Genomic DNA, 22,087 nt, shown 5'->3' with positions numbered 1-22,087 from the left:
CCGCCGAACCCCCTCGGCGAGCGGCGGGCAGGGTCAGTTCTGGTGGGACTGGTAGTGCGCGACCGCGTCGGAGGTGCGGCCGGCGCCGTAGACCCGGAGGAATTCGGCCAGTTCCGGATGGGTCGTGGACAGGGAGTCCGCGGCCTCGATGATGTCCCCGGCGGCGGCCACGGAACGCAGCAGCGACTGGATCTCGCGGACCACCCGCTTGACCGTCGGCGCGCCCGAAGTGCTCGTCGTCTGCGTGGTGTTGTTGAGCACCGAGCCCCCCTGCGACTTCTTGATCTCCTCCATGCGCTCGGTCGCCTCGGCGGCGCTGACGCTGCCGTCCGCCACCTGCGCCGCCAGCTCCTGCAGCAGCTGCACCCGCTGGACGACCGCCGGATTGCCGATCTTCGCCCGCTGGCCGCTCATCAGCTGGGACAACATCGGCGCCGACAGCCCCAGCACCCCCGCGAGCCGGGCCTGGTTCAGACCCAGGTCCTCTATGAGCCTACGGAAGAGCGCCCCCAACGGCTCCCCGTACCAGTTCCGCTGCAGTTCCCGCGCTCTGGCGGTGGCTTCCTGCTGTGCGGCGTCCATTGCGTCTCCCCATCGCTTCCCCAAAACGGCGGTTCGCTGCCGCGAACCACGCCGAGCATCTTACGGAGCGTGGTCGACTACGGGGACCCCCAATCTTTTTGCGAGATCCCCGGGTGGACCCGGTACTCTGGTCTGCGGCGCCCACCGGATCGCGGTTCTTCCGGCCGGACGCTTCTCTTCGGGGCCTTAGCTCAGTTGGTAGAGCGCCGTCTTTGCATGGCGGATGTCAGGGGTTCGACTCCCCTAGGCTCCACGTGGAAGTGCCCCCCGACCTGCGGTAACGCAGATCGGGGGGCACTTTTTCGTGCCGCCGTCGGGCGGGACGGAGCGCGGCCGGGGCAGCACTGCGGGGCAGGTGACCCCGTTCCGTAAGTCGCCTGCCCCGCAGTGCTGTTCCGTCGTGCGGTGTCTCAGCCCTCGTCGTCGTGACGGGCCGCTTCCTCGGCCTCCTTGGCCTGGACCTCCGGGTCGAGCGCGCTGTCGCCGCTGCCGTCGACCGAGGTCAGACGGCCCGACTCGGGCACCTCGGTCGCGGCGGGCGGCTCGACCAGCCAGTCCGGGTTGGCCTGCTTGTCCCACCACTTCCAGGCCGCGAACGCCCCGCCCGCCACGGCACCGGCCACCGCCAGCACCTTCGCGATCCGGCCGGCCCGTGCCCGGCGCTGGTGCTTGCGGGCCAGCTTCTGGATCTCCTTGGGCGAGACCTGGCCGCGCAGCGCGGCCAGCGCGGCGGCGCCCCGGGCGGCGGCCTCGTCGCGGACGGGTCCGGCCGCGGCGACCGCCTGCTCGATCATCGGCCGGGAGTACTCGGCGGCCTGCCGGGCGGCCTTGCGGGTGCGTACGGCGGCCTCCTGGGCCGCCTGGTCCACCCTCGGCGGCACATGCGTCATGGCCTGCACGCGGGCCTGCTCGATTCGGGGCGCCAGATGGACGCCGTACTGGGCGCGGGCCTGCTCGGCGGCCAGCGTCACCTTGGGCGCGAGCCGTACGCGTGCCTCGTGCGCGTAGTGCGCGGCCCTCTCCTTGGCGGTGTCGGCGTAGGGCGCCACCACTTCCGCGGCGTGCAGCACGCTGTCCTTCGCCGAACCGGTCGCGGCGCGCACGCTGTCGATGCGGGTCACGGGTTCCTCCTCCTCGGTGGCGTACGGTAAATCGACTTTCCACCCTTTTGCGGATCATGCCTGCCCGTGGGCTTTCCGGCATGCGGGGACGCGCATCCGGGTGCCGAAGAACGCGATCGCGGGCGAATAGCGGACGAACAGGGGTCAACGGAGCTTGTCGTCGACAATGCCACGGATCGGCCCGGCGCGCTCCCGTCCCGCAGGACTCGGCCGCCGGCAGGCCGTGGACCAGTGGCCGAAATCCCTGCTTCCGCTCAGGAAGGCGACGCGCGGGACGGACCGTGCGAGGATCGGGGAGTCACAGAAAGACAACGGAAGGCACATCGTGGCTGAGCAGCTCTACGCCACCCTGAAGACCAACCACGGCGACATCGAGATCCGGCTTTTCAAGGACCAGGCGCCGGCCACGGTCAGGAACTTCGTCGAGCTCGCCACCGGCGAGCGTGAGTGGGTCCACCCGGAGACCGGCCAGAAGACCAAGGCCAGGCTCTACGACGGGACGGTCTTCCACCGGGTGATCAGCGGCTTCATGATCCAGGGCGGCGATCCGCTGGGCAACGGCACCGGTGGCCCGGGTTACCAGTTCGCGGACGAGTTCCACCCCGACCTGCGCTTCGACCGCCCCTACCTGCTGGCCATGGCCAACGCCGGCCCGGGCACCAACGGCTCGCAGTTCTTCATCACCGTCGCCCCGACGGCGTGGCTGACCCGCAAGCACACCATCTTCGGCGAGGTCACCGACCAGGCCGGCCAGAAGGTGGTCGACGCGATCGCCGGGGCCCAGACCAACCCGCGCACCGACCGTCCGCTCCAGGACGTCGTCATCGAGTCGGTCGTCGTGGAGTCCCGCGAGGGCTGAGTGAGGCTCCGGCAGGAGGACGCGCCGGACGTCCGGCAGCTCCCGAAGGGAACCAATCGCCCTGCTCGTCCGTAAGGATGAGCAGGGCGGTTCCTTTTGTACCCGAGTTGCACCGGACGCGTACCCGAAGACCGAGGGGATCTCATGGACCAGGCGCCGAGCAGCCCGCAGGACGCGCGCAGCAGCCTGCCCACCTGCTACCGCCACCCCGACCGCGAGACCGGCATCCGCTGCACCCGCTGCGAGCGGCCGATCTGCCCGGAGTGCATGGTCGACGCCTCGGTCGGTTTCCAGTGCCCCGACTGCGTCCGCGGCTCCTCCGGCCGCGAGGGCCGCGCGGCCACGGCGGCGAGCCGCCCCCGGACGCTCGCGGGCGGCACGGTCGCCGCGGACCCCCGTCTGGTCACCAAGATCCTGATCGGGCTCTGCCTCGCCGCCTTCCTCGTGCAGCAGGTCGTCGGTGCCGCCTTCGAGGAGCGCTTCTTCCTTCTCGGACAGGCCGCTGTTCCGTCGCTCGGCGCGGTGGAGGGCGTCGCCGAAGGGCAGTGGTACCGGCTGCTGACCGCGATGTTCCTGCACGGCAGCTATGTCCACCTGCTGTTCAACATGCTCAGCCTGTGGTGGATCGGCGGCCCGCTGGAGGCGGCCCTCGGCCGGGCCCGCTATCTCGCCCTGTACTTCGTCTCGGGGCTGGCCGGCAGCGCGCTCAGCTATCTGCTCGCCGCGCCCAACGTGCCTTCCCTCGGCGCCTCGGGAGCGATCTTCGGGCTGTTCGGCGCCACGGCCGTGCTGATGCGCCGCCTGAACTACGACATGCGGCCGGTGATCGCGCTGCTGGCGATCAATCTGGTCATCACCTTCGGGGTCAGCGGCATCGCCTGGCAGGCCCACATCGGCGGCCTGGTCGCCGGTGTCTTCGTCGGGTACGCCATGGTGCACGCGCCCCGGGAGCGGCGGGCGCTGGTGCAGTACGGCAGCTGTGCGGTGGTGCTCGCCGTCGTCGTTGTGATGACCCTGTTGAGAACGTCTCAGCTCACCTGAGCGACTGGTTGTCCACAACTAGTGCCCGATCTTGTGCACAGCGTGCCAGAACAGCTGTGCCCCCTGTCACTGACCCAGGTTTGCGCAGGTCAGGCAGGGGGCGAACAGATGTGCGGCAAGTGGTGTGTCAGTCGTACCAGCGTCAAGCCGCGAGGGGTTATCCACAGATCGTCGTTTCTTTTCCCCAGGCCGGGTGTGGATAAATGCACGACCTGTGGATAACTCAGCGGATAGCCGTGGGCAGAGCTGAGTTCACCGGCTCGTGGCCGTCACTTCCACTGTGTGGAGACGCCGAATCCGGCGGCGATGAAGCCGAAACCGACCACGATGTTCCAGTTGTCCAGGCTGTCGATCGGCAGCGAGCCGTCCGTCACGTAGAAGACGACGATCCAGGCCAGACCGATCAGGAACATCGCCAGCATGACCGGTGCGACCCAGCCCCGGGTGCCCAGCTTGATGGTCGTTGCCTGCTTCGCCGGAGGCGGCGTGAAGTCGGCCTTCTTGCGGATACGTGACTTCGGCACGAGGGTCTCTCCTGTCGATGCGCTGCGTGGCCGCGCAGGGAACGGGTCGGGCTCGGGGCAGCGTAACTGGGGACACTGAGTGCTCCCCCGGGCGTCCGTTAGCGTAGTGCTTCCGCGGCGCCGAAGGAGATAAGGGTACGTTGAGCAATTCTGCCGACTCTCCCCCGACGGGATCCAGCCCTGCCCGCGGGCCCCGTTTCCGGCCCGTGCGGGTGCTCACGATCGCCGTCTTCGCCCTGGCCGGACTCCTTTTCATCACGAGTTTCAACACGGCCAAGGGCACCAATATCCGGACGGACACGTCCTTGCTGAAGTTGTCCGACCTCATCCAGGAGCGCAGCCGCAAGAACAAGGAGCTGGACGACGCCAACGCGGCGCTGCGCGGTGACGTGGAGGCGCTGGCCGAGCGGGACGACGGCAGCACCAAGGCCCAGGACGACAAGCTCGCGGGGCTGGAGAAGAGTGCGGGCACCCAGAAGGTCACCGGTAAGGCGATCACCGTCACGCTGAACGACGCCCCGCCGAACGCCACCGCCAAGCTGCCCGGTTATCCCGAGCCGCAGCCGGACTACCTGGTGATCCACCAGCAGGATCTGCAGGCGGTGGTGAACGCCCTGTGGCAGGGCGGCGCCAAGGGCATCAAGGTGATGGACCAGCGGCTGATCTCCACCAGCGCCGTGCGGTGCGTGGGCAACACCCTGATCCTCCAGGGCCGCGTCTATTCACCGCCGTACAAGATCACCGCGGTCGGGGACCCCGACAAGCTGCAGAAGGCGCTCGCCGAGTCGCCGGCGATCCAGAACTACATGGTCTATGTGAACGTCTACGGCCTCGGCTGGAAGGTCGCCGAGGACGGAACGGTGACGCTGCCGGGCTACTCGGGCACCGTGGACCTCCACTACGCCAAGCCCGTGGAGCCGTAGGGGCTCTCCTGCCTCGGTTTCACGTGAAACCGAGGCACCTCCGGCACGCCTCGCGCAGGTACCTTGCGGACGCACGGGATCCGGGGCCGCCGCGCCGTTAGTCTGGTTCCGGTACGGCGTGAGTCTGGTGCCGTGGGGAAACGGAAGGGACGGCATGTACGGCTGGATCTGGCGGCATCTGCCGGGCAACGCGTGGGTGCGGGCGCTGATCTCGATCGTGCTCGTCGTAGCCGTGGTCTATCTCCTGTTCCAGTACGTCTTCCCGTGGGCCGAACCGCTGCTTCCCTTCAACGATGTGACGGTGGACAACCAGTGAGCGCGCGCATTCTCGTCGTCGACAACTACGACAGCTTCGTCTTCAACCTGGTGCAGTACCTCTACCAGCTGGGCGCCGAGTGCGAGGTGCTGCGCAACGACGAGGTGGCGACCTCCCACGCCCAGGACGGCTTCGACGGTGTGCTGCTGTCGCCGGGCCCGGGCAAGCCCGAGGAGGCCGGCGTCTGCATCGAGATGGTCCGGCACTGCGCCGCGACCGGTGTCCCCGTCTTCGGCGTCTGCCTGGGCATGCAGTCGATGCAGGTGGCGTACGGCGGTGTCGTGGACCGGGCGCCCGAGCTGCTGCACGGCAAGACCTCGCTGGTCGAGCACGAGGGCCGAGGCGTCTTCGCCGGGCTGCCCTCCCCGTTCACCGCGACCCGCTACCACTCGCTCGCGGCCGAGCCGCCGACGGTGCCGGCCGAGCTGGAGGTCACGGCCCGCACCCAGGACGGGATCATCATGGGCCTGCGCCACCGCGAACTTCCCGTGGAGGGCGTGCAGTTCCACCCGGAGTCGGTGCTGACCGAGCACGGGCACCGGATGCTGGCCAACTGGCTGGCGGACTGCGGCGACGAGGGCGCGGTGGCGAGGTCGGCGGGGCTCGCCCCGGTGGTGGGCAGGGCCACGGCGTGACCGCGCTGCGCCCCGAGCGCAAGGACTCGTACGGCTCCGCGCCGCACGAGCCCTACGGCACGTCGCCGTACGGGGCGCAGGACGGGGCGTACGGGGACGAGCCGTACGGAAACGAGGGATACGGAGCCGAGACGTACCCGTCCGGGGCGTACGAGCCCGAGGTGCCTGGGCCCGAGGCGTACGAGACGTACGGGTCCGGGGCGTACGAACCCTCCGGGGTGCCCTTCGACGACGAGACGGTGGCGCTGCGGGTGGCGCAGCAGCCGGGACGTGGGCGCGAGCGGGGCTCCATACCGGCGTCTGAGGGCCCATCTGCCTCTGGAGCCACCGGAGTCACACCCGGCGGGCGCGCGGCCCGCAGGAAGGCCGCCAAGCGGCGCCGCGGGGGCCGGCACGGCTCCGCCGCGACCGGGCAGGACGCTCCGCAGGACGAGCAGAGCCCCGCTCCCCGCTCCCGCGTCGAGGCCCGCCGGCTCGCCCGGGCCCGCAAACCCAGCCCTGGTGTCATCGCGAGCCGGGTGATCGGGGAGCTGTTCATCACGACCGGCGTGCTGATGCTGCTCTTCGTCACCTACCAGCTGTGGTGGACCAACGTGCGCGCCCACGCGCAGGCCGGACAGGAGGCGAACAGCCTCCAGCAGGACTGGGCGGACGGCAAACGCAGCCCGGGTGTCTTCGAACCGGGACAGGGCTTCGCCATCCTGCACATCCCCAAGCTGGACGTGGTCGTGCCGATCGCCGAGGGCGTCAGCACCAAGCGGGTGCTCGACAAGGGCATGGTCGGCCACTACGGCGAGGAGCCGCTGAAGACGGCGATGCCGGGGGACAGGACCGGCAACTTCGGACTGGCCGGCCACCGCAACACGCACGGGGAGCCGTTCCGCTACATCAACCGGCTCCAGCCCGGCGACGAGGTCGTCGTTGAGACGCAGGACACCTACTACGTGTACAAGATGACGTCGACGCTGCCGGTGACGTCGCCGAGCAACACCAAGGTGCTCGACCCCGTACCGCCGGGCTCGGGCTTCACCGCACCCGGCCGCTACATCACCCTCACGACATGCACGCCGGAGTTCACGAGCAAGTACCGGCTGATCGTCTGGGGCAAGATGGTCGAGGAACGGCCGCGCAGCAAGGGCAAGCCGGATGCGCTCGTCAGTTAGGGCTAGGGACAGTGGCAGCGACCGCAGAGGACACCGGGACGTCGTCCCCTCGACCGGCGGGGCGTCGCCGGGGCACCGGCCGGATCGCCATGGCGGTGAGCGTCTTCGGTGAACTCCTCATCACGGCGGGCCTGGTGCTCGGCCTGTTCGTCGTCTACTCGCTGTGGTGGACCAACGTCGTGGCCGACCGTGCGGCCGGCCGGCAGGCCGACAAGGTCCGCGAGCACTGGGCGCAGAAGGACACCGGGCCCGGGGCGCTCGACACCAAGGACGGCATCGGCTTCCTGCACGTGCCCGCGATGAAGAACGGCGAGGTGCTGGTCGAGAAGGGCACCACCACGGACGTCCTCAACGACGGCGTGGCCGGTTACTACATCGACCCGGTCAAGGCGACGCTGCCGACGACCGGCAAGGACGGCAACTTCACCCTCGCCGCGCACCGCGACGGGCACGGCGCGAAGTTCCACAACATCGACAAGCTGAAGAAGGGCGACCCGATCGTCTTCGAGACGAAGGACAAGTGGTTCGTCTACAAGGTGTACGCCGTCCTTCCCGAGACGTCGAAGTACAACGTCGATGTCCTCGGCCAGGTCCCCAAGGAGTCCGGCAAGACCAGGCCGGGCCACTACATCACCCTGACGACCTGCACCCCCGTCTACACCTCCCGCTACCGCTACGTGGTGTGGGGCGAACTGGTCCGCGTCGACAAGGTCGACAGCGACCGCACCCCGCCGAAGGAACTGGCCGGCTGACCGTACGAACGAAGCCCCGGTCCCCCCGAAAGGGGGCCGGGGCTTTCGCCGTTCTGCGTACGGCCGGTTCCTGGCGCGGGCTAGCCCGTGGTGCCGCCGAAGAACTGGGTGCCGCCGTTGTCGTTGCCGCCGTTGTTGCCTCCGCCGCCGATGGTGATCAGGTCGACCGTCTGGCCCTTGTTCACCGTGCTGCCCTGGGGCGGGTTGGAGCCGACGACGATGGCGTTGTCGTCGTTCGAGCCCTGGATGTTGCCGACCTGGAGACCGGCGTCCTTCAGTGCCTTCTTGGCGTCCTTCAGGCGCTGGCTCTGCACCGGCGGGACCTGCGTCTGCTGGTTCTCCGGGGCCTTGCCGACGACGATCTGGACCGTGGAGCCCTTGCTGATCTCCTGGCCGGCCTGCGGGGTGGTCGAGATGACCTTGCCGACCTGGTTCGGGTCCTGGGTCTCCTGCTCGGTGCAGTTGCCGGTGAGGTTGTTGGCCTGCATCTGGGCCTTGGCGGCGTCACAGGACTGGCCCGCGACGTCCGGGACGGTCGCCTTCTCCTCGGCCTTGGCGACCGTGAGGGTGATCGTCGTGCCCTTCTCGACCTCGTCACCCAGACCGGGGTCCTGCCGGAGGACGGTGCCCGGATCCTCCGCCGAGACCTCGGTCTTCTTCTCGACCTTGAACTGGTACTGGTCGCCCTCCAGCAGGGCCTTCGCGTCGTCGAAGCTCTTGCCGAGCACGCTGGGCACGGCCACCTTCGGTGCGCCCGTCGAGACCACGATGTTGACCGTGGTGTTCTTGTCCACCTCGGTCTTGGCCGCCGGGTCCTGCGAGCAGATGTTGCCCTTGGCCTGGTCCGCGCAGGGCTTCTCGGTGGCGGCCAGCTTGAGGTCCGAGTTCTCGGCGATCTTCTGAGCCTGTGCCTGCGACATGCCGATGAACTGCGGTACCGGCACCTGGTCGTTCCCGACGCCCTTGCCGTTGAAGATGTACTTGCCGATCAGTATCGCGCCGACGAGGACCAGGATCGCCGCGACGACCAGCAGGATCGTGGACGTGTTGGACTTCTTCTGACGGCGCCGGTCCGGGCGGTCGTCGTAGCCGTAGCCACCGTCGTCCGGGTTCATGGGCGGCAGCATCGTCGTCGCCCCGCCGGGGCCGCCGTCGGAGCGCAGGGCCGTCGTCGGCTGCTCGTCGGGGTAGCCGCCGTAGGCCACCGAGCCCATGGCCGCGGTGGCGCCGACGGGCTGGCCGTCGAGACAGGCCTCGATGTCGGCGCGCATCTCGTCGGCCGACTGGTACCGGTAGTTCGGGTCCTTGACCAGCGCCTTCAGGACGATCGCGTCCATCTCCGGCGTGATCTCGGGGTCGAACACCGACGGGGCCTGCGGCTCTTCCCGCACGTGCTGGTAGGCCACGGCCACGGGCGAGTCGCCGACGAACGGCGGCCGTACCGTGAGCAGCTCGTACAGCAGGCAGCCCGTCGAGTACAGGTCCGAGCGGGCGTCGACCTGCTCGCCCTTGGCCTGCTCCGGCGACAGGTACTGCGCGGTGCCGATGACGGCCGCGGTCTGCGTCATCGTCATGCCGGAATCGCCCATGGCGCGGGCGATGCCGAAGTCCATCACCTTGACCTGGCCGGTGCGCGTCAGCATGACGTTGGCCGGCTTGATGTCGCGGTGGACGATGCCGGCCCGGTGCGAGTACTCCAGGGCCTGGAGGATGCCGATGGTCATCTCCAGCGTCCGCTCCGGCAGCAGCTTGCGGCCGGAGTGGAGCAGCTCACGGAGCGTGGAGCCGTCGACGTACTCCATGACGATGTACGGGATCGAGACCCCGTCGATGTAGTCCTCGCCCGTGTCGTAGACCGCGACGATCGCGGGATGGTTGAGCGAGGCGGCCGACTGGGCCTCCCGGCGGAAACGGGCCTGGAAGGACGGGTCGCGCGCGAGGTCCGCGCGCAGCGTCTTCACCGCCACCGTGCGGCCGAGCCGGGTGTCCTGCGCGAGGTAGACCTCCGCCATGCCACCACGGCCGAGCACCTGGCCCAGCTCGTACCGGCCGCCGAGGCGACGCGGCTCTTCCATAGCTACCTACCAGCCCTCTCCATCGGTCCCGACCGGCACGCCCGTGCGGCCGGAGGCTGTCGTCCGGGCCTACCGTACCCGGATCGGTTTGTGTGACCTGGCCAAGCCCGTCACCCGATACAGGACCGGTATCGCAACGTGCGGCAATGTGCAGACGACGTGATCCGGTTCACTTCTTGCTGTTGATGACCGCCTCCATCACGCTCTTCGCGATGGGGGCGGCGAGACCGCCACCGGAGATGTCGTCCCGGTTCGCGTTCTCGTCCTCGACGACCACGGCGACGGCGACCGGCGAGCTGCCGTCGGGGAGCTTGGCGTAGGAGATGAACCAGGCGTAGGGGTTCTCGCTGTTCTCCACACCGTGCTGGGCGGTACCGGTCTTGCCGCCGACGGTGACGCCGCCGATCTGCGCGTTCTTACCGGTGCCGTCCTTGACGACGGTCTCCATCATCGACTGCAGGACCTGTGCGTTCTTCGGCGACAGCGGCCGGCTCAGCTCCTGCGGGTCGGTCTGCTCGATCGGGTCGAGGTTCGACGTCTGGAGCTGGTCGACCATGTACGGCTTCATCAGCTTGCCGTCGTTGGCGACCGCGGAGGCGACCATGGCCATCTGCAGCGGGGTGGCCGCGGTGTTGAACTGGCCGATGGAGGACAGCGCGGTCTGCGACTTGTTCATGTCGTCGGAGAAGACCGAGGCGCTGGAGCGCACCGGCGTGAACTGCTCCGCGTCGAAGCCGAACTTCTTCGCCTCGGCCAGCATCTTGTCGTTGCCGAGGTCGGCGCCGATCTTGCCGAAGACGCTGTTGCAGGAGACCCGCAGGGCCTCGCGCATGGTGGCGTTCTCGCAGGGGATGTTGCCCTCGTTCTTCAACGGGGTCGTGGTGCCCGGCATGATCCACGGCAGCGGCGAGTTGGTCTTGGTGTCCGCGTCCGGGTAGAGCCCGTTCTCCAGTGCGGCCGCCGCGGTGACCACCTTGAACGTGGAGCCCGGCGGGTAGGTCTCGCGCAGCGCCCGGTTCAGCATCGGGTCGGCGGGGTTTTCCTTCTTCTGCAGCTTCTGCCAGGCCTTGGCGTCGTCGTCGGAGTTGCCGGCGAAGGCCGACGGGTCGTACGACGGGTAGGAGGCGAGCGCGAGGATCTTGCCGGTGGCCGGGTCGAGCGCGACGACGGCGCCCTTGCCGCCCTGCTTCTTCAGGCCGTTGAACGCGGCCTTCTGCGCGGCGGCGTTGAGGGTGGTGACGACGTTGCCGCCCTGCTTCTCCTTGCCGGTGACCATGTCGAGCGTGTTGCGGAAGAACAGCCGGTCGTCAGTGCCGGTGAGGATGCCGTCCTCGAGGGACTCCAGCTGGTTGGCGCCGAAGGCCTGCGAGGCGTACCCGGTGACCGGCGCCCACATGGGCCCGTTCTTGTAGGTGCGCTTGTACTTCAGGTCGTTCAGCCCGCTGGTGCTGGTCTTCGCCGACCCGGTGATCGCCTCCCCGCCGCCGACGATGATGTCGCCGCGCGGGGTGGAGTAGCGGGCGATGGTGACGCGGCGGTTCTCCTTGTCGGTGGCCAGGGAGTCGGCCTTGACGTACTGCAGCCAGTTGTCCCGGATCAGCAGGGTGAGGACCAGGAGGCCGCAGAAGATCGCGATGCGGCGCAGAGGCTTGTTCACGGACGGACCACCTGGGTCATCTCGGCGTCGGGGTTGCTGGCGGGCGCGGGGGCCGGGCGGCGCGCGGTGTCGCTGATCCGGATCAGAATCCCGATCAGGGCCCAGTTGGCGATGACGGAGGAACCGCCGTACGCCAGGAAGGGCATCGTCATACCGGTCAGCGGGATGAGGCCCATCACACCGCCGGCCACGACGAACACCTGCAGCGCGAACGCGCCGGACAGGCCGATGGCGAGCAGCTTGCCGAACGGGTCGCGGGCGGCGAGGGCGGTGCGCACGCCGCGCTCCACGATCAGGCCGTAGATCAGCAGCAGCGCCATCAGGCCGGCCAGGCCCAGCTCCTCGCCGAAGGTGGCGAGGATGAAGTCGGAGTTGGCGGCGAACCGGATCAGGTCGCTGTGGCCCTGGCCGAGGCCGGAGCCGAGGGTGCCGCCGGAGCCGAACGCCCACAGTGCCTGCATCGCCTGCTCGGAGTGGCCGGCGACGCCCTGCCGGGAGAGCGTGTACTCCTTCATCGGGTCGAGCCAGGCCTGGACACGCTGCTGGACGTGCGGCTCGAAGCTCGCGACGCCGACCGCGCCGACACCGGACATCAGCAGACCGAAGACGATCCAGCTGGTCCGCTCGGTGGCGACGTACAGCATGATCACGAACATGCCGAAGAACAGCAGGGAGGTACCGAGGTCGGTCTCGAAGACCAGGATGAGGATCGAGATGAACCAGACCACCAGGATCGGGCCGAGGTCACGGCCGCGCGGCAGGTACAGGCCCATGAAGCGGCGGCTGGCGAGCGCGAGCGCGTCCCTCTTCACCATCAGATAGCCGGCGAAGAACACCGCCAGCACGATCTTGGCGAACTCACCGGGCTGGATGGAGAAGCCGGCCACGGAGATCCAGATCTTCGCGCCGTAGATGTTCTGCCCGAGACCCGGAACCAGCGGCAGCAGCAGCAGGAACAGCGCGCCGACCATGGAGATGTAGGTGTAGCGCTGCAGGACGCGGTGGTCCTTGAGGAAGATCAGCACGACGATGAACAGCGCGATGCCCAATGCCGTGTACAGCAGCTGCCGTGGCGCCGCGGTGCCGGCCTGCTTGATGGACTGCAGAAGCTTCGACTGGTCCAGCCGCCAGATGACCACCAGGCCGAGGCCGTTGAGCAGCGTGGCCAGCGGCAGCAGCAGCGGATCCGCGTACGGCGCGAACTTGCGGACGACGAGATGGGCGACGCCGGCCAGCAGGCCGAGGCCCAGGCCGTAGCTCAGCAGACCGGCGGGCACCTCGTCGTTGATCGCGAGCCCGACGTTGGCGTAGGCGAACACCGGGATGACGACGGCGAACACCAGCAGCGCGAGCTCGGTGTTGCGCCGGCTCGGCGCGCCGATGGCGCCGATCGTGGACGTGTGGTGCGACGACGTGTTGGTAGTACTGCTCATCGTGTGACAGGGCCTCTCACGGCTTGCCTACTGCTTACCGCACAGCGAGACGACCTTCTGCTCTTCCTCCGAGAGGCTGGGGCCGGGGCTGGGATGGGCGGTGGGGGTCGGTGAGGTGGACGGGGTCTTCGTGCCCGGTTTTCCTGTGGCCGAAGGGGTTGGTGTGACCTTGGACGTGAAGGAGGCGGGAGTGGTTCCCCCCGTGGTGCCCCCGGCCTCGCCCTGGCCCGTCTTCGCGTTGTGCTCGTTCTCGGCCGCGTTGCGCTCGGCCTGCTTCTTGCAGGCGGAGGCCTGCACGGCGAGCTCGTCGACCTTCTTCCGGGCGCCGGCGAGGTCGCCTTCCGCGATCGTGTTCTTGACCTGCTTCTGCTGGTAGGGCGGCAGGTACTTGAGTTCGATCTCGGGGTGGTCCGTCTCCACCTTCGACAGCGACACCCACGCCAGGTCCTGGCTGATGCCGCGGTACAGCGCGACGTGCTCGTCCTTGGCGCCGACGTAGTACTGGGTCTGGGTCCAGCGCCAGCCGCCGTACAGGCCGCCGCCGATGACGGCCAGCGCCAGCACCGAGTACAGCGATCTCTTGATCCACCTGCGGCTCTTGCGCGGCTTGGCGAAGTCGTCCTCGTCCCAGTCGCCGAAGCTGCCGGCCGGGATGAAGCCGGTGGTGTCGCCCGAGCCGGGCGGGCCGAACTCACCGCCGCCACCACCGGGCGCGGCGTGCCGGCCCAGACCGGAGGCGCGGCCGGCGGGCGTCTGCATGATGCCGTTGTCGTGGTGGTGGTGCTGGTTCTCGGCGACCGCGCCGACCACGACCGGCGTGTCGGACAGCTGCCCGGCGAGCGTGTCACCGGTGTCCAGGTCCAGGACGTCGGCGACGATCACGGTGATGTTGTCGGGGCCGCCGCCGCGCAGCGCCAGCTCGATCAGCTGCTGCACGGTCTCCTGCGGGCCCTGGTAGCTGGCGAGGGTGTCCTCCATCGTCTGGTGGGAGACGACTCCGGACAGCCCGTCGGAGCAGATCAGATAGCGGTCACCGGCGCGCACCTCGCGGATCGACAGGTCCGGCTCGACGTGGTCGCCGCTGCCGAGGGCGCGCATCAGCAGCGAGCGCTGCGGGTGGGTGGTGGCCTCTTCCTCGGTGATCCGGCCCTCGTCGACCAGGCGCTGCACCCAGGTGTGGTCCTGCGTGATCTGGGTGAGGACGCCGTCGCGCAGCAGGTACGCGCGGGAGTCGCCGACGTGCACCAGGCCGAGGCGCTGGCCCGTCCACAGCAGGGCGGTGAGCGTGGTGCCCATGCCCTCCAGCGAGGGGTCCTCCTCGACCATCTGCCGCAGCTGGTCGTTGGCGCGCTGCACGGCAGCGCCGAGCGCGGTGAGGATGTCGGAGCCGGGGATGTCGTCGTCGAGGGCGACGATGGTGGAGATCACCTCGGAGGAGGCGACCTCACCGGCCGCCTGGCCGCCCATGCCGTCGGCGATCGCGAGCAGCCGCGGACCCGCGTACCCGGAGTCCTCGTTGCCCTCGCGGATCATGCCTTTGTGCGATCCGGCGGCGAAGCGCAGTGACAGACTCATGCCCACCTCGCCCGTCGGCTCCGCATGCAGCCGGTCGTGTCGAGCCACACTGCCCACCCTCCGGTCGGGAGCGCGCCGGGGTCCGGGGTGTGAACCGCCGCTGCGTGCTCGCTCCGCTCGCGCTCATTCATGACGTAGCACTACTTCCGCAGCTCGATGACGGTCTTGCCGATGCGGATCGGCGCGCCCAGCGGGATCGGCGTCGGGGTCGTCAGCCGCGTCCGGTCGAGGTACGTGCCGTTGGTGGAGCCCAGGTCCTCGACGATCCACTGACCGTTCTGGTCCGGGTAGATCCTGGCATGGCGGCTGGAGGCGTAGTCGTCGTCCAGCACGATCGTCGAGTCGTGCGCCCGGCCCAGGGTGATGGTCTGGCCCTGCAGCGCGACGGTGGTGCCGGTGAGCGTGCCCTCGGTCACGACGAGTTTGGTGGGGGCGTTACGGCGCTGGCGGCCGCCGCTCTGTTGCTGGCGCTGCTGCGGCGGCGCCTGGCGCTGGGCCTGCTGCGGTCGGCCGGCGTCCCGCCGGGCGGCGCGCTGCGTGACGCGCGTTCCGAACAGGTCGCTGCGGATGACCTGCACGGCCACGATCACGAACAGCCACAGGACGGCCAGGAAACCCAGCCGCATGACCGTGAGGGTCAGCTCTGACATTGCCCCCGCTTCACCCTTCGGCTTGCCTATAGATAACGGTGGTGCTGCCCACGACGATCCGCGAGCCGTCGCGGAGCGTAGCGCGGGTGGTGTGCTGCCCGTCCACCACGATGCCGTTGGTGGATCCGAGATCCTGGATCGTCGAGGGCGTTCCGGTCCGGATCTCGCAGTGCCTGCGGCTCACGCCGGGGTCGTCGATCCGCACGTCGGCGTCGGTGCTGCGACCCAGCACCAGCGTCGGGCGGGAGATCTGATGGCGGGTGCCGTTGATCTCGATCCAGTAGCGGGTGCGTCCGCCGGCCGCCGGCGCGGTGGCCTGCGGCCGCTGGGGGCTCGCCGGCTGCGGGTAGCCGTACCCGCCGGGGCGGCCGCCGGGCGGCGGGGCGGACGGCATGGGGGGCGCTCCGGCGGGCGCGCCGGGCGCGGCCGGCCGGCCGGGCTGCGGGTAGCCGTAGCCGCCCTGCTGCTGCCCGCCGGCCGCGGGCGCACCGGGCGCCTGCTGGCTGGAGGACGAGGCGAGCGTGCGGCTGCGCACCCGGTACAGACCGGTGTCGAGATCGTCGGCCTTCTCCAGGTGGACCTTGATCGGGCCCATGAAGGTGTAGCGCTGCTGCTTGGCGTAGTCGCGCACCATCCCGGCGAGTTCGTCGCCGAGCTGCCCGGAGTAGGGGCTCAGCCGCTCGTAGTCCGGCGTGCTGAGCTCGACGATGAAGTCGTTGGGGACCACCGTGCGGTCGCGGTTCCAGATGGTCGCGTTGTTGTCGCACTCACGCTGGAGCGCACCGGCGATCTCCACGGGCTGGACCTCGGACTTGAAGACCTTGGCGAAGGTGCCGTTGACCAGACCTTCGAGACGCTGCTCGAACTTCTTCAGGACTCCCATGGGGCACCTCCTCCGTCGATCCTGCCGTCCTGCTGCCCGCGGTGCGGGTACTGCCCTACCTGGTACTGCTTACTGATCGTATCCACGCGCCGGTCGATCGGCTGGTTCCCCCTGTCGGCCCGGTCGACTGGGTGTCGACACCTCGGTGCGTCCCTGATGCCTCGTACCCCTTGCGGGGTACTTCTGCCCAGGATCGTAGAGGCGGCCGCAAACCAGTGTCCCGCACCCGGCTGTGCGCTCCCTCCGCCTGAAGGGGGGACGGCCGTGACCGGTACGAGGTTGATACGTGGCGGGGGTGAGGCCGAGACGTGAGGGGCGCGGGGCGGTTCGGGGGGCGCGGGCGTGCGGCGGGCGGTTTCGCGGAGCGCGGGGTGCGGGGCGCTGCTCCGGGATGCGGCACCGGACGCGCAGTTCAGGGGGATGCGGACACCGGGCCGCGCTGCTCGCGGGGTGGGGCGGGGGCCGGCGGGAAGGGATGTGAATCCACCCCGGGCGACGTGCTAATGTTCTGGGTGTCGGAAGGCGACGGGCCGAAAGGAACGGAGCCGGAGGACACACCCAATGCGCGGGTGGCGGAATAGGCAGACGCGCTGGATTCAGGTTCCAGTGCCCGCAAGGGCGTGGGGGTTCAACTCCCCCCTCGCGCACAACAGGCAAGAGGCCGGTCGTTAAACGACCGGCCTCTTGTCGTGTTTACGGCTGTGGGTGGCCGTGTATCCGGCCGTGGGTCCTGTGAGGAAGGTCTCAGCGGCTGTCCAGGATCTGGTGCAGGACGTAACGGGCGTTGGCGGAGATCACCGGGTTGGTGTGCCGGTAGTACGGCAGTTGGATCGCCGCCATGGACAGGGCCCAGCCGCGCCCCCGTGCCCAGGTGGCGTCGTCGGTGTCGGCACCGTCGCGGAAGACGCGGCGGGTGGCGGGCGTGAGCAGGTTCCACGCCGGGATGAGATCGACGGCCGGGTCGCCCACGCCGGCCGTGCCGAAGTCGAGGACGCCGGTCAGCCGGCCGCCGGCGCCCAGCAGATTGCTCGGCATGAGGTCGGAGTGGGTCCAGCACGGGGCTGCCGTCCAGTCCGGCGCCTGAAGCGCGGTGTCCCAGGCGGCGAGGAGCGCGTCCGCGTCGAAGGGCTCGTCCGTACGGCGCAGTTCCTCGATCGCCGCGCGGGTCTCGGCGTCGACCGTGCGCAGGGGGGCGCCCCGGTAGGCAGGGGGGCCGTCGACGAGGGTGGGCCGGGCGGAGCGGTTGGGGTGGGCGGAGCGGTGCGGCTGGTCGTAGCGGTGCGGCTGGTCGTAGCGGTGCGGCTGGTCGGACGGGCTGGACTGGTGGGGCCCCTTGGGCTGGTGGGGCTCGTCGTCCTGGCTGGGCTGGGGGGACGGGCGGGCCTGGCCGGGCGGGCCCGCCTGGCCGGCGTGGGTGGAGTGGCCGGCTCGGCGCAGGGTGGTGACGAAGGTCGCCAGGTCGCGGGCCAGGTCGTCGGACGCCTCGCCTTCGCGGAGGACCTCGCCGTCCAGCCAGCGGTGGATCGCCCACCGGTGCGGGTAGCCCTCGGCGGGCTCGCCCAGGGCGACGACCTCGGGGATCGGCACCGGCAGCAGCGGGGCGAGCCGCGGCAGCCAGCGTGCCTCGTCGTCGAGGTCCTCGGCGCCGCCCTCGAGCAGCGGCAACCGGACGGTCAGCTCGTTGCCCAGGCGGTAGATCGCGTTCACCGTCCCCCCGGAGGCGAGGCGGGTGACGGGCAGGTGAGCCCACGGGGGGAACTGGGCGCGCAGGAGGCGGCGGACGAGGGCGGGGTCGGTGCGGGCCTCACCCTCGTGCATCGGGGGTGGCGGCTTCTGGAGCGTCGTCTTGCCGGAGGTCGTCATCGCCCCCATCTCTACACCGGCGGGCCGCCTCCGGGCACCGGAATTTCGCCACGGCCTGGTACCCGGAAAAGGGAACCGGGTATTTCGTCAACCCGCAGAACTCGGCCAATGGCCGAAAAGAGCTGGCCACACTAAGGGAGCGTAAACAGTTTCCTGGTTTCGTTGACATGTTCGTGCGCCGCCCCACATGATCTACGGCGGTATCGACCACGAAGGCCCAGGGGGAAGAAATGTCTTCGCAGTACCACGCTGGAATCGAGGAACTCTGCGATTCGCTCTCCGCGAAAAGCTACGACCTGCTTTCCGGAGACAAGGTCGCGGAACTTCTGCGCCGGCGTTCCGAAAACGCGCTGGACGATCTGGAGGACTTCCGCGACAGCTGGAACCGGATGCCGCTCGACGGCTACATGGCCGACGGCGGCCGCTACCGGCGTCGCCGGCACGCCACGCTGAGCGCCCCGAAGGGGGCCGCCGAGTACCGGGTCGAGGAGCACCGGCCGCACTACCAGACGGTGGACTTCAACAACCTCAACGGTGGCGTCGCCCGCCACTACGAGCCGTTCGAGGACGCCGCCCTGAAGGGCTCGACCATGGACAGCCTGGTCACCCTGGGCTGCGACATCTTCGGCCGGCTCGCGCCGTACTCCGCCTGGCACATCGAGGCCCACCAGTTCCGCATCGAGGTCGACGGGGAGGAGATCGGCAAGCCCACGCCGGAGGGAGTCCACCGGGACGGGGTCACCTTCGTGCTGATGGCCATGATCGGCCGGTCCAACGCGGGCGGCGGCGAGAGCACCATCTTCAACCTGGAGCAGGAGCCGCTGGAGAAGTTCACCCTCACCGACCCGCTGGACCTCGCGCTGGTCAACGACGAGCGCGTGTTCCACGGGGTGTCGCCGATCCAGCAGCTCGAGGCGGGCCGGCCCGCCTCCCGTGACGTGCTGGTGATCACCTACCGTCACAAGGCCGCCTGACGTCGGTGCTCGGGGCGCCCGCGGTCCTGCCGCGGGCGCCCTCATCTCCGTCCTGCCGGTCCGGCACCTCTCCGGTGCCGTTTTGGTGCCGGTCGAGTGAGAAAACGGGAACATGGGTCAGATCGTCGCCGTTGCTGTCATCACCGTGCTGGCTGTCATCAGCCCCGGCGCGGACTTCGCGATGACCGTCCGCAACAGTTATCTCTACGGTCGCCGTGCGGGAATCCTCGCGGCGGTCGGAATTTCACTCGGCGTCCTCGTCCACGTCACTTACACCATGGTCGGAGTGGGACTGCTCGTCTCCCGGACGCCGCTGCTTTTCACGGTGATGAAACTGGTCGGTGCGGCCTATCTGGTGTTCATCGGGTACAAGACGTTTGTCGCCAAGGCCCAGTTGCACATCGATCTGTCGGCGGACGGCACATTGTCCCCGGCCGGGGCGCTGCGGACCGGATTCCTGACGAACGCGCTGAATCCGAAGACCATGCTGTTCGTGCTCAGCACCTACACGCAGGTCGTCAGCGCCGACACCCCGGTCGCCCAGCAGATCGGATACGGCTTGTTCATGTCGGTGGCGCACCTGGTGTGGTTCGCCCTGGTCGCGCTGCTCTTCTCGCAGCAGGACCTGCGTGCCCGGCTGCTGCGACGGCAGGCCGTCCTGAACAAGGTGATCGGGAGCGTGCTGGTCGGACTCGGGGTGGTGCTGGCGCTGACGCCGTCGGTTTCGTGAGGGGTGACGCCGTCGGTTTCGTGAGGGTGACGTCGTCGGTTTTCCTGAGGGTGACGCCGTGCCGCCCTGGCCGTCGGTCCGGTGAGGGTGGGCCGTTGCTTCGGGCGGCCGCGGTCGGCGTGCGTGGGGGGCGTCAGTCCTGGGCGATCGGCTCGAGGCGGGGCTCGGCGATCGAGCGGTAGTCCTTCGTCGACAGGGCCAGGGAGCGGTCGAGGCGGGCGGCGTTGAAGAAGAACTCCGGGTGCGCCAGCAGCGCCGGGTCGACGATCAGCTCCAGCCGCTCGTCGAAGGAGAACGGCAGGATCGTCCCGCTCTGCGACCCGGCCAGTTCCTCGGCGATCTCGGGCGAGGCGAAGGAGGCGTACGTGCCGCCGTACAGCGCCTTGATCGCGGTCAGGTCCACACGCTTGTCGCCGGGGACGACGGCCAGGACGAAGCGCTTCTCCTTCTTGCCGATCTTCACCATCACGATGATGCACTTGGCGGCCCGGTCGAGGTCGTGGCCGCGCAGCCGGCTGACCGCCTCGGTGGCGCCCTCGCTCTCGTGCTCGATCACCCGGTAGTCGGCTCCGTGCTCGTCGAGCAGGGCGATCAGCTTGTCGTAGGTGTCGTGCGAGGCCATGGGTTCCCCTCGGGCAAACGGCGGCTGCGTCGGGCGAGTTGACCATAACGTCCGCGGGGTGGCCGAGTTGTCCACAACCGCCGAGTCCTCCCCAGGTCTGACGTGATTCGGCCACCGGCTGTACGGTCGGCACGCGTTGGTGGTTCGCGCGGCTGTGATTCGGTCGGTTGATGTTCGGGGGAGGCGGTCGCGGTGACCGAGACCGGTGCGGTGGTGTCCGAGGTGTCGGGTGGGCCGGAGGCGTCCACGCAGGCTGAGGGGACGGCGACGGCCGCCGTGCGGCGACTTCCCCGGGTGCGGGGTTTCGCCGAGTGGCCGGGGGCCGGCTCGCCGAAGGAGGAGGGCAAGGCGCTGCGCCGCCGGGTGCCGCGCCGGGCACACGCCGAGCTGGATCCCGACACCGGCCGCCCGGACGCGGTGAGCGCGGTGGAGGAGTCCAACCAGGGCCGGCTGCCCGAGCTGACGCCGATCCGGGTCGGCCGGATGGCGGCCACACCGTTCGCGTTCCTGCGCGGATCCGCCGGGCTGATGGCGTACGACCTCGCGCGGACACCGCTGACCCGGATCACCGCGCAGATCTGCGGGGACGCGCACGCGGCGAACTTCGGTCTGTACGGCGACGCGCGCGGCGGGCTGGTCATCGACCTGAACGACTTCGACGAGACCGTGCCGGGTCCCTGGGAGTGGGACCTGAAGCGGCTCGCCGTGTCGCTGGTGCTCGCGGGGCGCGAGGCCGGCGCCGACGAGGACGTCTGCCGTCAGGCCGCGTTCGACGCGGTGGGTGCCTACCGGCGCACCATGCGGCTGCTGGCGAAGCTGCCGGTGCTGGACGCGTGGAACGCCATCGCCGACGAGGAACTGGTCTCCCACACCGACGCCCACGATCTGCTCGGCACGCTGGAGCGCGTCTCGGAGAAGGCGAGGGCCAACACCAGCGGCCGTTTCGCGGCGAAGTCGACGGAGCCGGCCGAGGACGGCGGCCGCCGGTTCGTGCCCGCGCCGCCGGTGCTGCGGGCGATACCCGACGCCGAGGCGGCGGCGGTGGCCGCGTCGCTGGAGTCCTACCTCTCCACCCTTTCCGAGGACCGTCTGCCGCTGCTGGCCCGGCACGCGGTGCACGACGTCGCCTTCCGCGTCGTCGGTACGGGCAGCGTGGGCACGCGGTCGTACGTCGTGCTGCTCCTGGACCACCGGGGTGAACCGCTGGTGCTCCAGGTGAAGGAGGCCCGGCCGTCCGCGCTGGTGCCCCACCTGGCCGCCGCCGGCTTCGAGGTGCCGGACGTGGACCACGAGGGCCGCCGGGTGGTGCTGGGGCAGAAGCGCATGCAGGTCGTCAGCGACATCCTGCTGGGCTGGACGACGGTGGAGGGCCGCCCCTTCCAGGTCCGGCAGTTCCGCAACCGCAAGGGCAGCGTCGACCCGGCCGCCCTCGCCGCCGACCAGGTCGACGACTACGGCCGGATGACCGGCGCGTTGCTGGCCCGCGCCCACTCGCACAGCGCCGACCCGCGCCTGATCGCCGGCTACTGCGGCAAGAACGAGGAACTGGACGAGGCGATCGCCACGTTCGCCCTCGCCTATGCCGACCGCACGGAGGCCGACCACGCGGACCTGGCGACGGCGATCAGGACGGGGAGGATCGCGGCGGAGACGGGGGTGTGAGGCGCGCCGAGGTTGGGGGAGGAACGCCACGACGACGGTGCCCGTGG

General features: G+C 69.7%; 21 protein-coding genes and 2 tRNA genes. 12 read left to right on the top strand and 11 right to left on the bottom strand.

The window, feature by feature from the left end:
- Positions 1–33: 33 nt before the first annotated feature.
- Positions 34–582 carry a helix-turn-helix domain-containing protein gene (locus ACZ67Q_RS16805; protein ID WP_471182254.1) on the bottom strand — a complete coding sequence of 183 codons (549 nt, stop codon included), beginning with the start codon at positions 580–582 and terminating at the stop codon, positions 34–36.
- A 180-nt stretch (positions 583–762) separates the two neighbouring features.
- Between ACZ67Q_RS16805 and ACZ67Q_RS16800 the strand changes: the two genes are divergently transcribed.
- Positions 763–835, top strand: a tRNA-Ala gene (locus ACZ67Q_RS16800).
- A gap of 157 nt (positions 836–992) precedes the next feature.
- On the opposite strand, the gene ACZ67Q_RS16795 is transcribed toward ACZ67Q_RS16800, so the two are convergent.
- The gene (locus tag ACZ67Q_RS16795; protein WP_471182252.1) at positions 993–1,703 is read right to left on the bottom strand and encodes a DUF5324 family protein; all 711 of its coding nucleotides are present in this window, start codon (positions 1,701–1,703) and stop codon (positions 993–995) included.
- 325 nt (positions 1,704–2,028) lie between these two features.
- On the opposite strand from ACZ67Q_RS16795, the gene ACZ67Q_RS16790 reads away from it, so the two are divergent.
- Together ACZ67Q_RS16790 and ACZ67Q_RS16785 are read left to right on the top strand one after the other, a co-directional pair.
- On the top strand, positions 2,029–2,562 hold the full coding sequence (locus ACZ67Q_RS16790) for a peptidylprolyl isomerase (RefSeq protein ID WP_471182250.1): 534 nt from the start codon (positions 2,029–2,031) through the stop codon (positions 2,560–2,562).
- A 144-nt stretch (positions 2,563–2,706) separates the two neighbouring features.
- Positions 2,707–3,603: a rhomboid family intramembrane serine protease gene (locus ACZ67Q_RS16785; RefSeq protein ID WP_471182248.1), complete on the top strand. Its 897-nt coding sequence runs from the start codon at positions 2,707–2,709 to the stop codon at positions 3,601–3,603.
- Between the two features lie 269 nt (positions 3,604–3,872).
- Here ACZ67Q_RS16785 and crgA read toward each other — a convergent pair whose 3' ends face one another.
- Positions 3,873–4,127 carry a cell division protein CrgA gene (crgA, locus tag ACZ67Q_RS16780; RefSeq protein ID WP_469815183.1) on the bottom strand — a complete coding sequence of 85 codons (255 nt, stop codon included), beginning with the start codon at positions 4,125–4,127 and terminating at the stop codon, positions 3,873–3,875.
- Between the two features lie 140 nt (positions 4,128–4,267).
- Between crgA and ACZ67Q_RS16775 the strand changes: the two genes are divergently transcribed.
- The 5 genes from ACZ67Q_RS16775 (at position 4,268) to ACZ67Q_RS16755 (ending at position 7,916) form a co-directional block, all read left to right on the top strand.
- Complete coding sequence (locus ACZ67Q_RS16775; protein WP_471182245.1) at positions 4,268–5,050, top strand: DUF881 domain-containing protein; 783 nt, start codon at positions 4,268–4,270, stop codon at positions 5,048–5,050.
- Between the two features lie 154 nt (positions 5,051–5,204).
- Complete coding sequence (locus ACZ67Q_RS16770; protein ID WP_361630155.1) at positions 5,205–5,366, top strand: hypothetical protein; 162 nt, start codon at positions 5,205–5,207, stop codon at positions 5,364–5,366.
- Positions 5,363–6,001 (top strand): aminodeoxychorismate/anthranilate synthase component II, encoded by a 639-nt coding sequence (locus tag ACZ67Q_RS16765; protein ID WP_471182242.1) that lies wholly within the window; start codon positions 5,363–5,365, stop codon positions 5,999–6,001. Before ACZ67Q_RS16770 ends, ACZ67Q_RS16765 begins: the two co-directional genes overlap by 4 nt.
- Positions 5,998–7,164, top strand: a complete 1,167-nt coding sequence (locus ACZ67Q_RS16760) for a class E sortase (protein ID WP_471182241.1) — start codon at positions 5,998–6,000, stop codon at positions 7,162–7,164. The genes ACZ67Q_RS16765 and ACZ67Q_RS16760 overlap by 4 nt, the downstream gene beginning before the upstream one ends.
- 11 nt (positions 7,165–7,175) lie before the next feature.
- The gene (locus tag ACZ67Q_RS16755) at positions 7,176–7,916 is read left to right on the top strand and encodes a class E sortase (RefSeq protein ID WP_471182238.1); all 741 of its coding nucleotides are present in this window, start codon (positions 7,176–7,178) and stop codon (positions 7,914–7,916) included.
- An 80-nt stretch (positions 7,917–7,996) separates the two neighbouring features.
- Here the strand turns inward: ACZ67Q_RS16755 and pknB are convergent, their stop codons facing one another.
- The 6 genes from pknB to ACZ67Q_RS16725 all read right to left on the bottom strand — a co-directional run bounded on the left by pknB (position 7,997) and on the right by ACZ67Q_RS16725 (position 16,189).
- Entirely contained in the window at positions 7,997–9,991 is a 1,995-nt protein-coding gene (gene pknB, locus ACZ67Q_RS16750; protein WP_471182236.1) for a Stk1 family PASTA domain-containing Ser/Thr kinase, read from the bottom strand.
- 169 nt (positions 9,992–10,160) lie between these two features.
- Entirely contained in the window at positions 10,161–11,648 is a 1,488-nt protein-coding gene (locus ACZ67Q_RS16745) for a penicillin-binding transpeptidase domain-containing protein (RefSeq protein ID WP_471182234.1), read from the bottom strand.
- Entirely contained in the window at positions 11,645–13,081 is a 1,437-nt protein-coding gene (locus tag ACZ67Q_RS16740) for an FtsW/RodA/SpoVE family cell cycle protein (RefSeq protein ID WP_471182231.1), read from the bottom strand. The genes ACZ67Q_RS16745 and ACZ67Q_RS16740 overlap by 4 nt, the downstream gene beginning before the upstream one ends.
- A 27-nt stretch (positions 13,082–13,108) precedes the next feature.
- Entirely contained in the window at positions 13,109–14,656 is a 1,548-nt protein-coding gene (locus tag ACZ67Q_RS16735; RefSeq protein ID WP_471182229.1) for a Stp1/IreP family PP2C-type Ser/Thr phosphatase, read from the bottom strand.
- Positions 14,657–14,796: 140 nt separating this feature from the next.
- Positions 14,797–15,306: an FHA domain-containing protein FhaB/FipA gene (locus ACZ67Q_RS16730; RefSeq protein ID WP_471182225.1), complete on the bottom strand. Its 510-nt coding sequence runs from the start codon at positions 15,304–15,306 to the stop codon at positions 14,797–14,799.
- Between the two features lie 10 nt (positions 15,307–15,316).
- Positions 15,317–16,189, bottom strand: coding sequence for an FhaA domain-containing protein (locus tag ACZ67Q_RS16725; RefSeq protein ID WP_471182223.1), 873 nt, complete (start codon positions 16,187–16,189; stop codon positions 15,317–15,319).
- A gap of 563 nt (positions 16,190–16,752) precedes the next feature.
- Here ACZ67Q_RS16725 and ACZ67Q_RS16720 point away from each other — a divergent pair.
- A tRNA-Leu gene (locus tag ACZ67Q_RS16720) sits at positions 16,753–16,836 on the top strand.
- Positions 16,837–16,933: 97 nt separating this feature from the next.
- Here ACZ67Q_RS16720 and ACZ67Q_RS16715 read toward each other — a convergent pair.
- Positions 16,934–18,052 carry an aminoglycoside phosphotransferase family protein gene (locus tag ACZ67Q_RS16715; protein WP_471182221.1) on the bottom strand — a complete coding sequence of 373 codons (1,119 nt, stop codon included), beginning with the start codon at positions 18,050–18,052 and terminating at the stop codon, positions 16,934–16,936.
- A gap of 230 nt (positions 18,053–18,282) precedes the next feature.
- Here ACZ67Q_RS16715 and ACZ67Q_RS16710 point away from each other — a divergent pair, with 230 nt between their 5' ends.
- Both ACZ67Q_RS16710 and ACZ67Q_RS16705 read left to right on the top strand, forming a co-directional pair.
- Positions 18,283–19,026, top strand: a complete 744-nt coding sequence (locus ACZ67Q_RS16710) for a 2OG-Fe dioxygenase family protein (RefSeq protein ID WP_471182218.1) — start codon at positions 18,283–18,285, stop codon at positions 19,024–19,026.
- Positions 19,027–19,138: 112 nt separating this feature from the next.
- Complete coding sequence (locus tag ACZ67Q_RS16705) at positions 19,139–19,756, top strand: LysE family translocator (RefSeq protein WP_471182216.1); 618 nt, start codon at positions 19,139–19,141, stop codon at positions 19,754–19,756.
- 133 nt (positions 19,757–19,889) lie between these two features.
- Here the strand turns inward: ACZ67Q_RS16705 and ACZ67Q_RS16700 are convergent, their stop codons facing one another.
- A complete protein-coding gene (locus tag ACZ67Q_RS16700; protein ID WP_471182214.1) occupies positions 19,890–20,378 on the bottom strand; it encodes a YbaK/EbsC family protein in 489 nt (162 codons plus the stop codon).
- A gap of 222 nt (positions 20,379–20,600) precedes the next feature.
- Between ACZ67Q_RS16700 and ACZ67Q_RS16695 the strand changes: the two genes are divergently transcribed.
- Positions 20,601–22,040 (top strand): DUF2252 domain-containing protein, encoded by a 1,440-nt coding sequence (locus ACZ67Q_RS16695; protein WP_471182708.1) that lies wholly within the window; start codon positions 20,601–20,603, stop codon positions 22,038–22,040.
- Positions 22,041–22,087 lie beyond the last annotated feature (47 nt).

Source organism: Streptomyces sp. NPDC036813, assembly GCF_055609245.1.
The sequence above is the reverse complement of the archived record's forward strand: the minus strand, read 5'-3'. Positions and strand labels throughout refer to the sequence as shown.

Coding starts and splice junctions, on each gene's coding strand:
- ACZ67Q_RS16805 (WP_471182254.1), bottom strand. CDS start 582: ATGGACGCCGCACAGCAGGAAGCCACCGCCAGAGCGCGGGAACTGCAG.
- ACZ67Q_RS16785 (WP_471182248.1), top strand. CDS start 2,707: ATGGACCAGGCGCCGAGCAGCCCGCAGGACGCGCGCAGCAGCCTGCCC.
- ACZ67Q_RS16770 (WP_361630155.1), top strand. CDS start 5,205: ATGTACGGCTGGATCTGGCGGCATCTGCCGGGCAACGCGTGGGTGCGG.
- pknB (WP_471182236.1), bottom strand. CDS start 9,991: ATGGAAGAGCCGCGTCGCCTCGGCGGCCGGTACGAGCTGGGCCAGGTG.
- ACZ67Q_RS16740 (WP_471182231.1), bottom strand. CDS start 13,081: ATGAGCAGTACTACCAACACGTCGTCGCACCACACGTCCACGATCGGC.
- ACZ67Q_RS16735 (WP_471182229.1), bottom strand. CDS start 14,656: ATGAGTCTGTCACTGCGCTTCGCCGCCGGATCGCACAAAGGCATGATC.
- ACZ67Q_RS16730 (WP_471182225.1), bottom strand. CDS start 15,306: ATGTCAGAGCTGACCCTCACGGTCATGCGGCTGGGTTTCCTGGCCGTC.
- ACZ67Q_RS16725 (WP_471182223.1), bottom strand. CDS start 16,189: ATGGGAGTCCTGAAGAAGTTCGAGCAGCGTCTCGAAGGTCTGGTCAAC.
- ACZ67Q_RS16715 (WP_471182221.1), bottom strand. CDS start 18,052: ATGACGACCTCCGGCAAGACGACGCTCCAGAAGCCGCCACCCCCGATG.
- ACZ67Q_RS16710 (WP_471182218.1), top strand. CDS start 18,283: ATGTCTTCGCAGTACCACGCTGGAATCGAGGAACTCTGCGATTCGCTC.
- ACZ67Q_RS16705 (WP_471182216.1), top strand. CDS start 19,139: ATGGGTCAGATCGTCGCCGTTGCTGTCATCACCGTGCTGGCTGTCATC.
- ACZ67Q_RS16700 (WP_471182214.1), bottom strand. CDS start 20,378: ATGGCCTCGCACGACACCTACGACAAGCTGATCGCCCTGCTCGACGAG.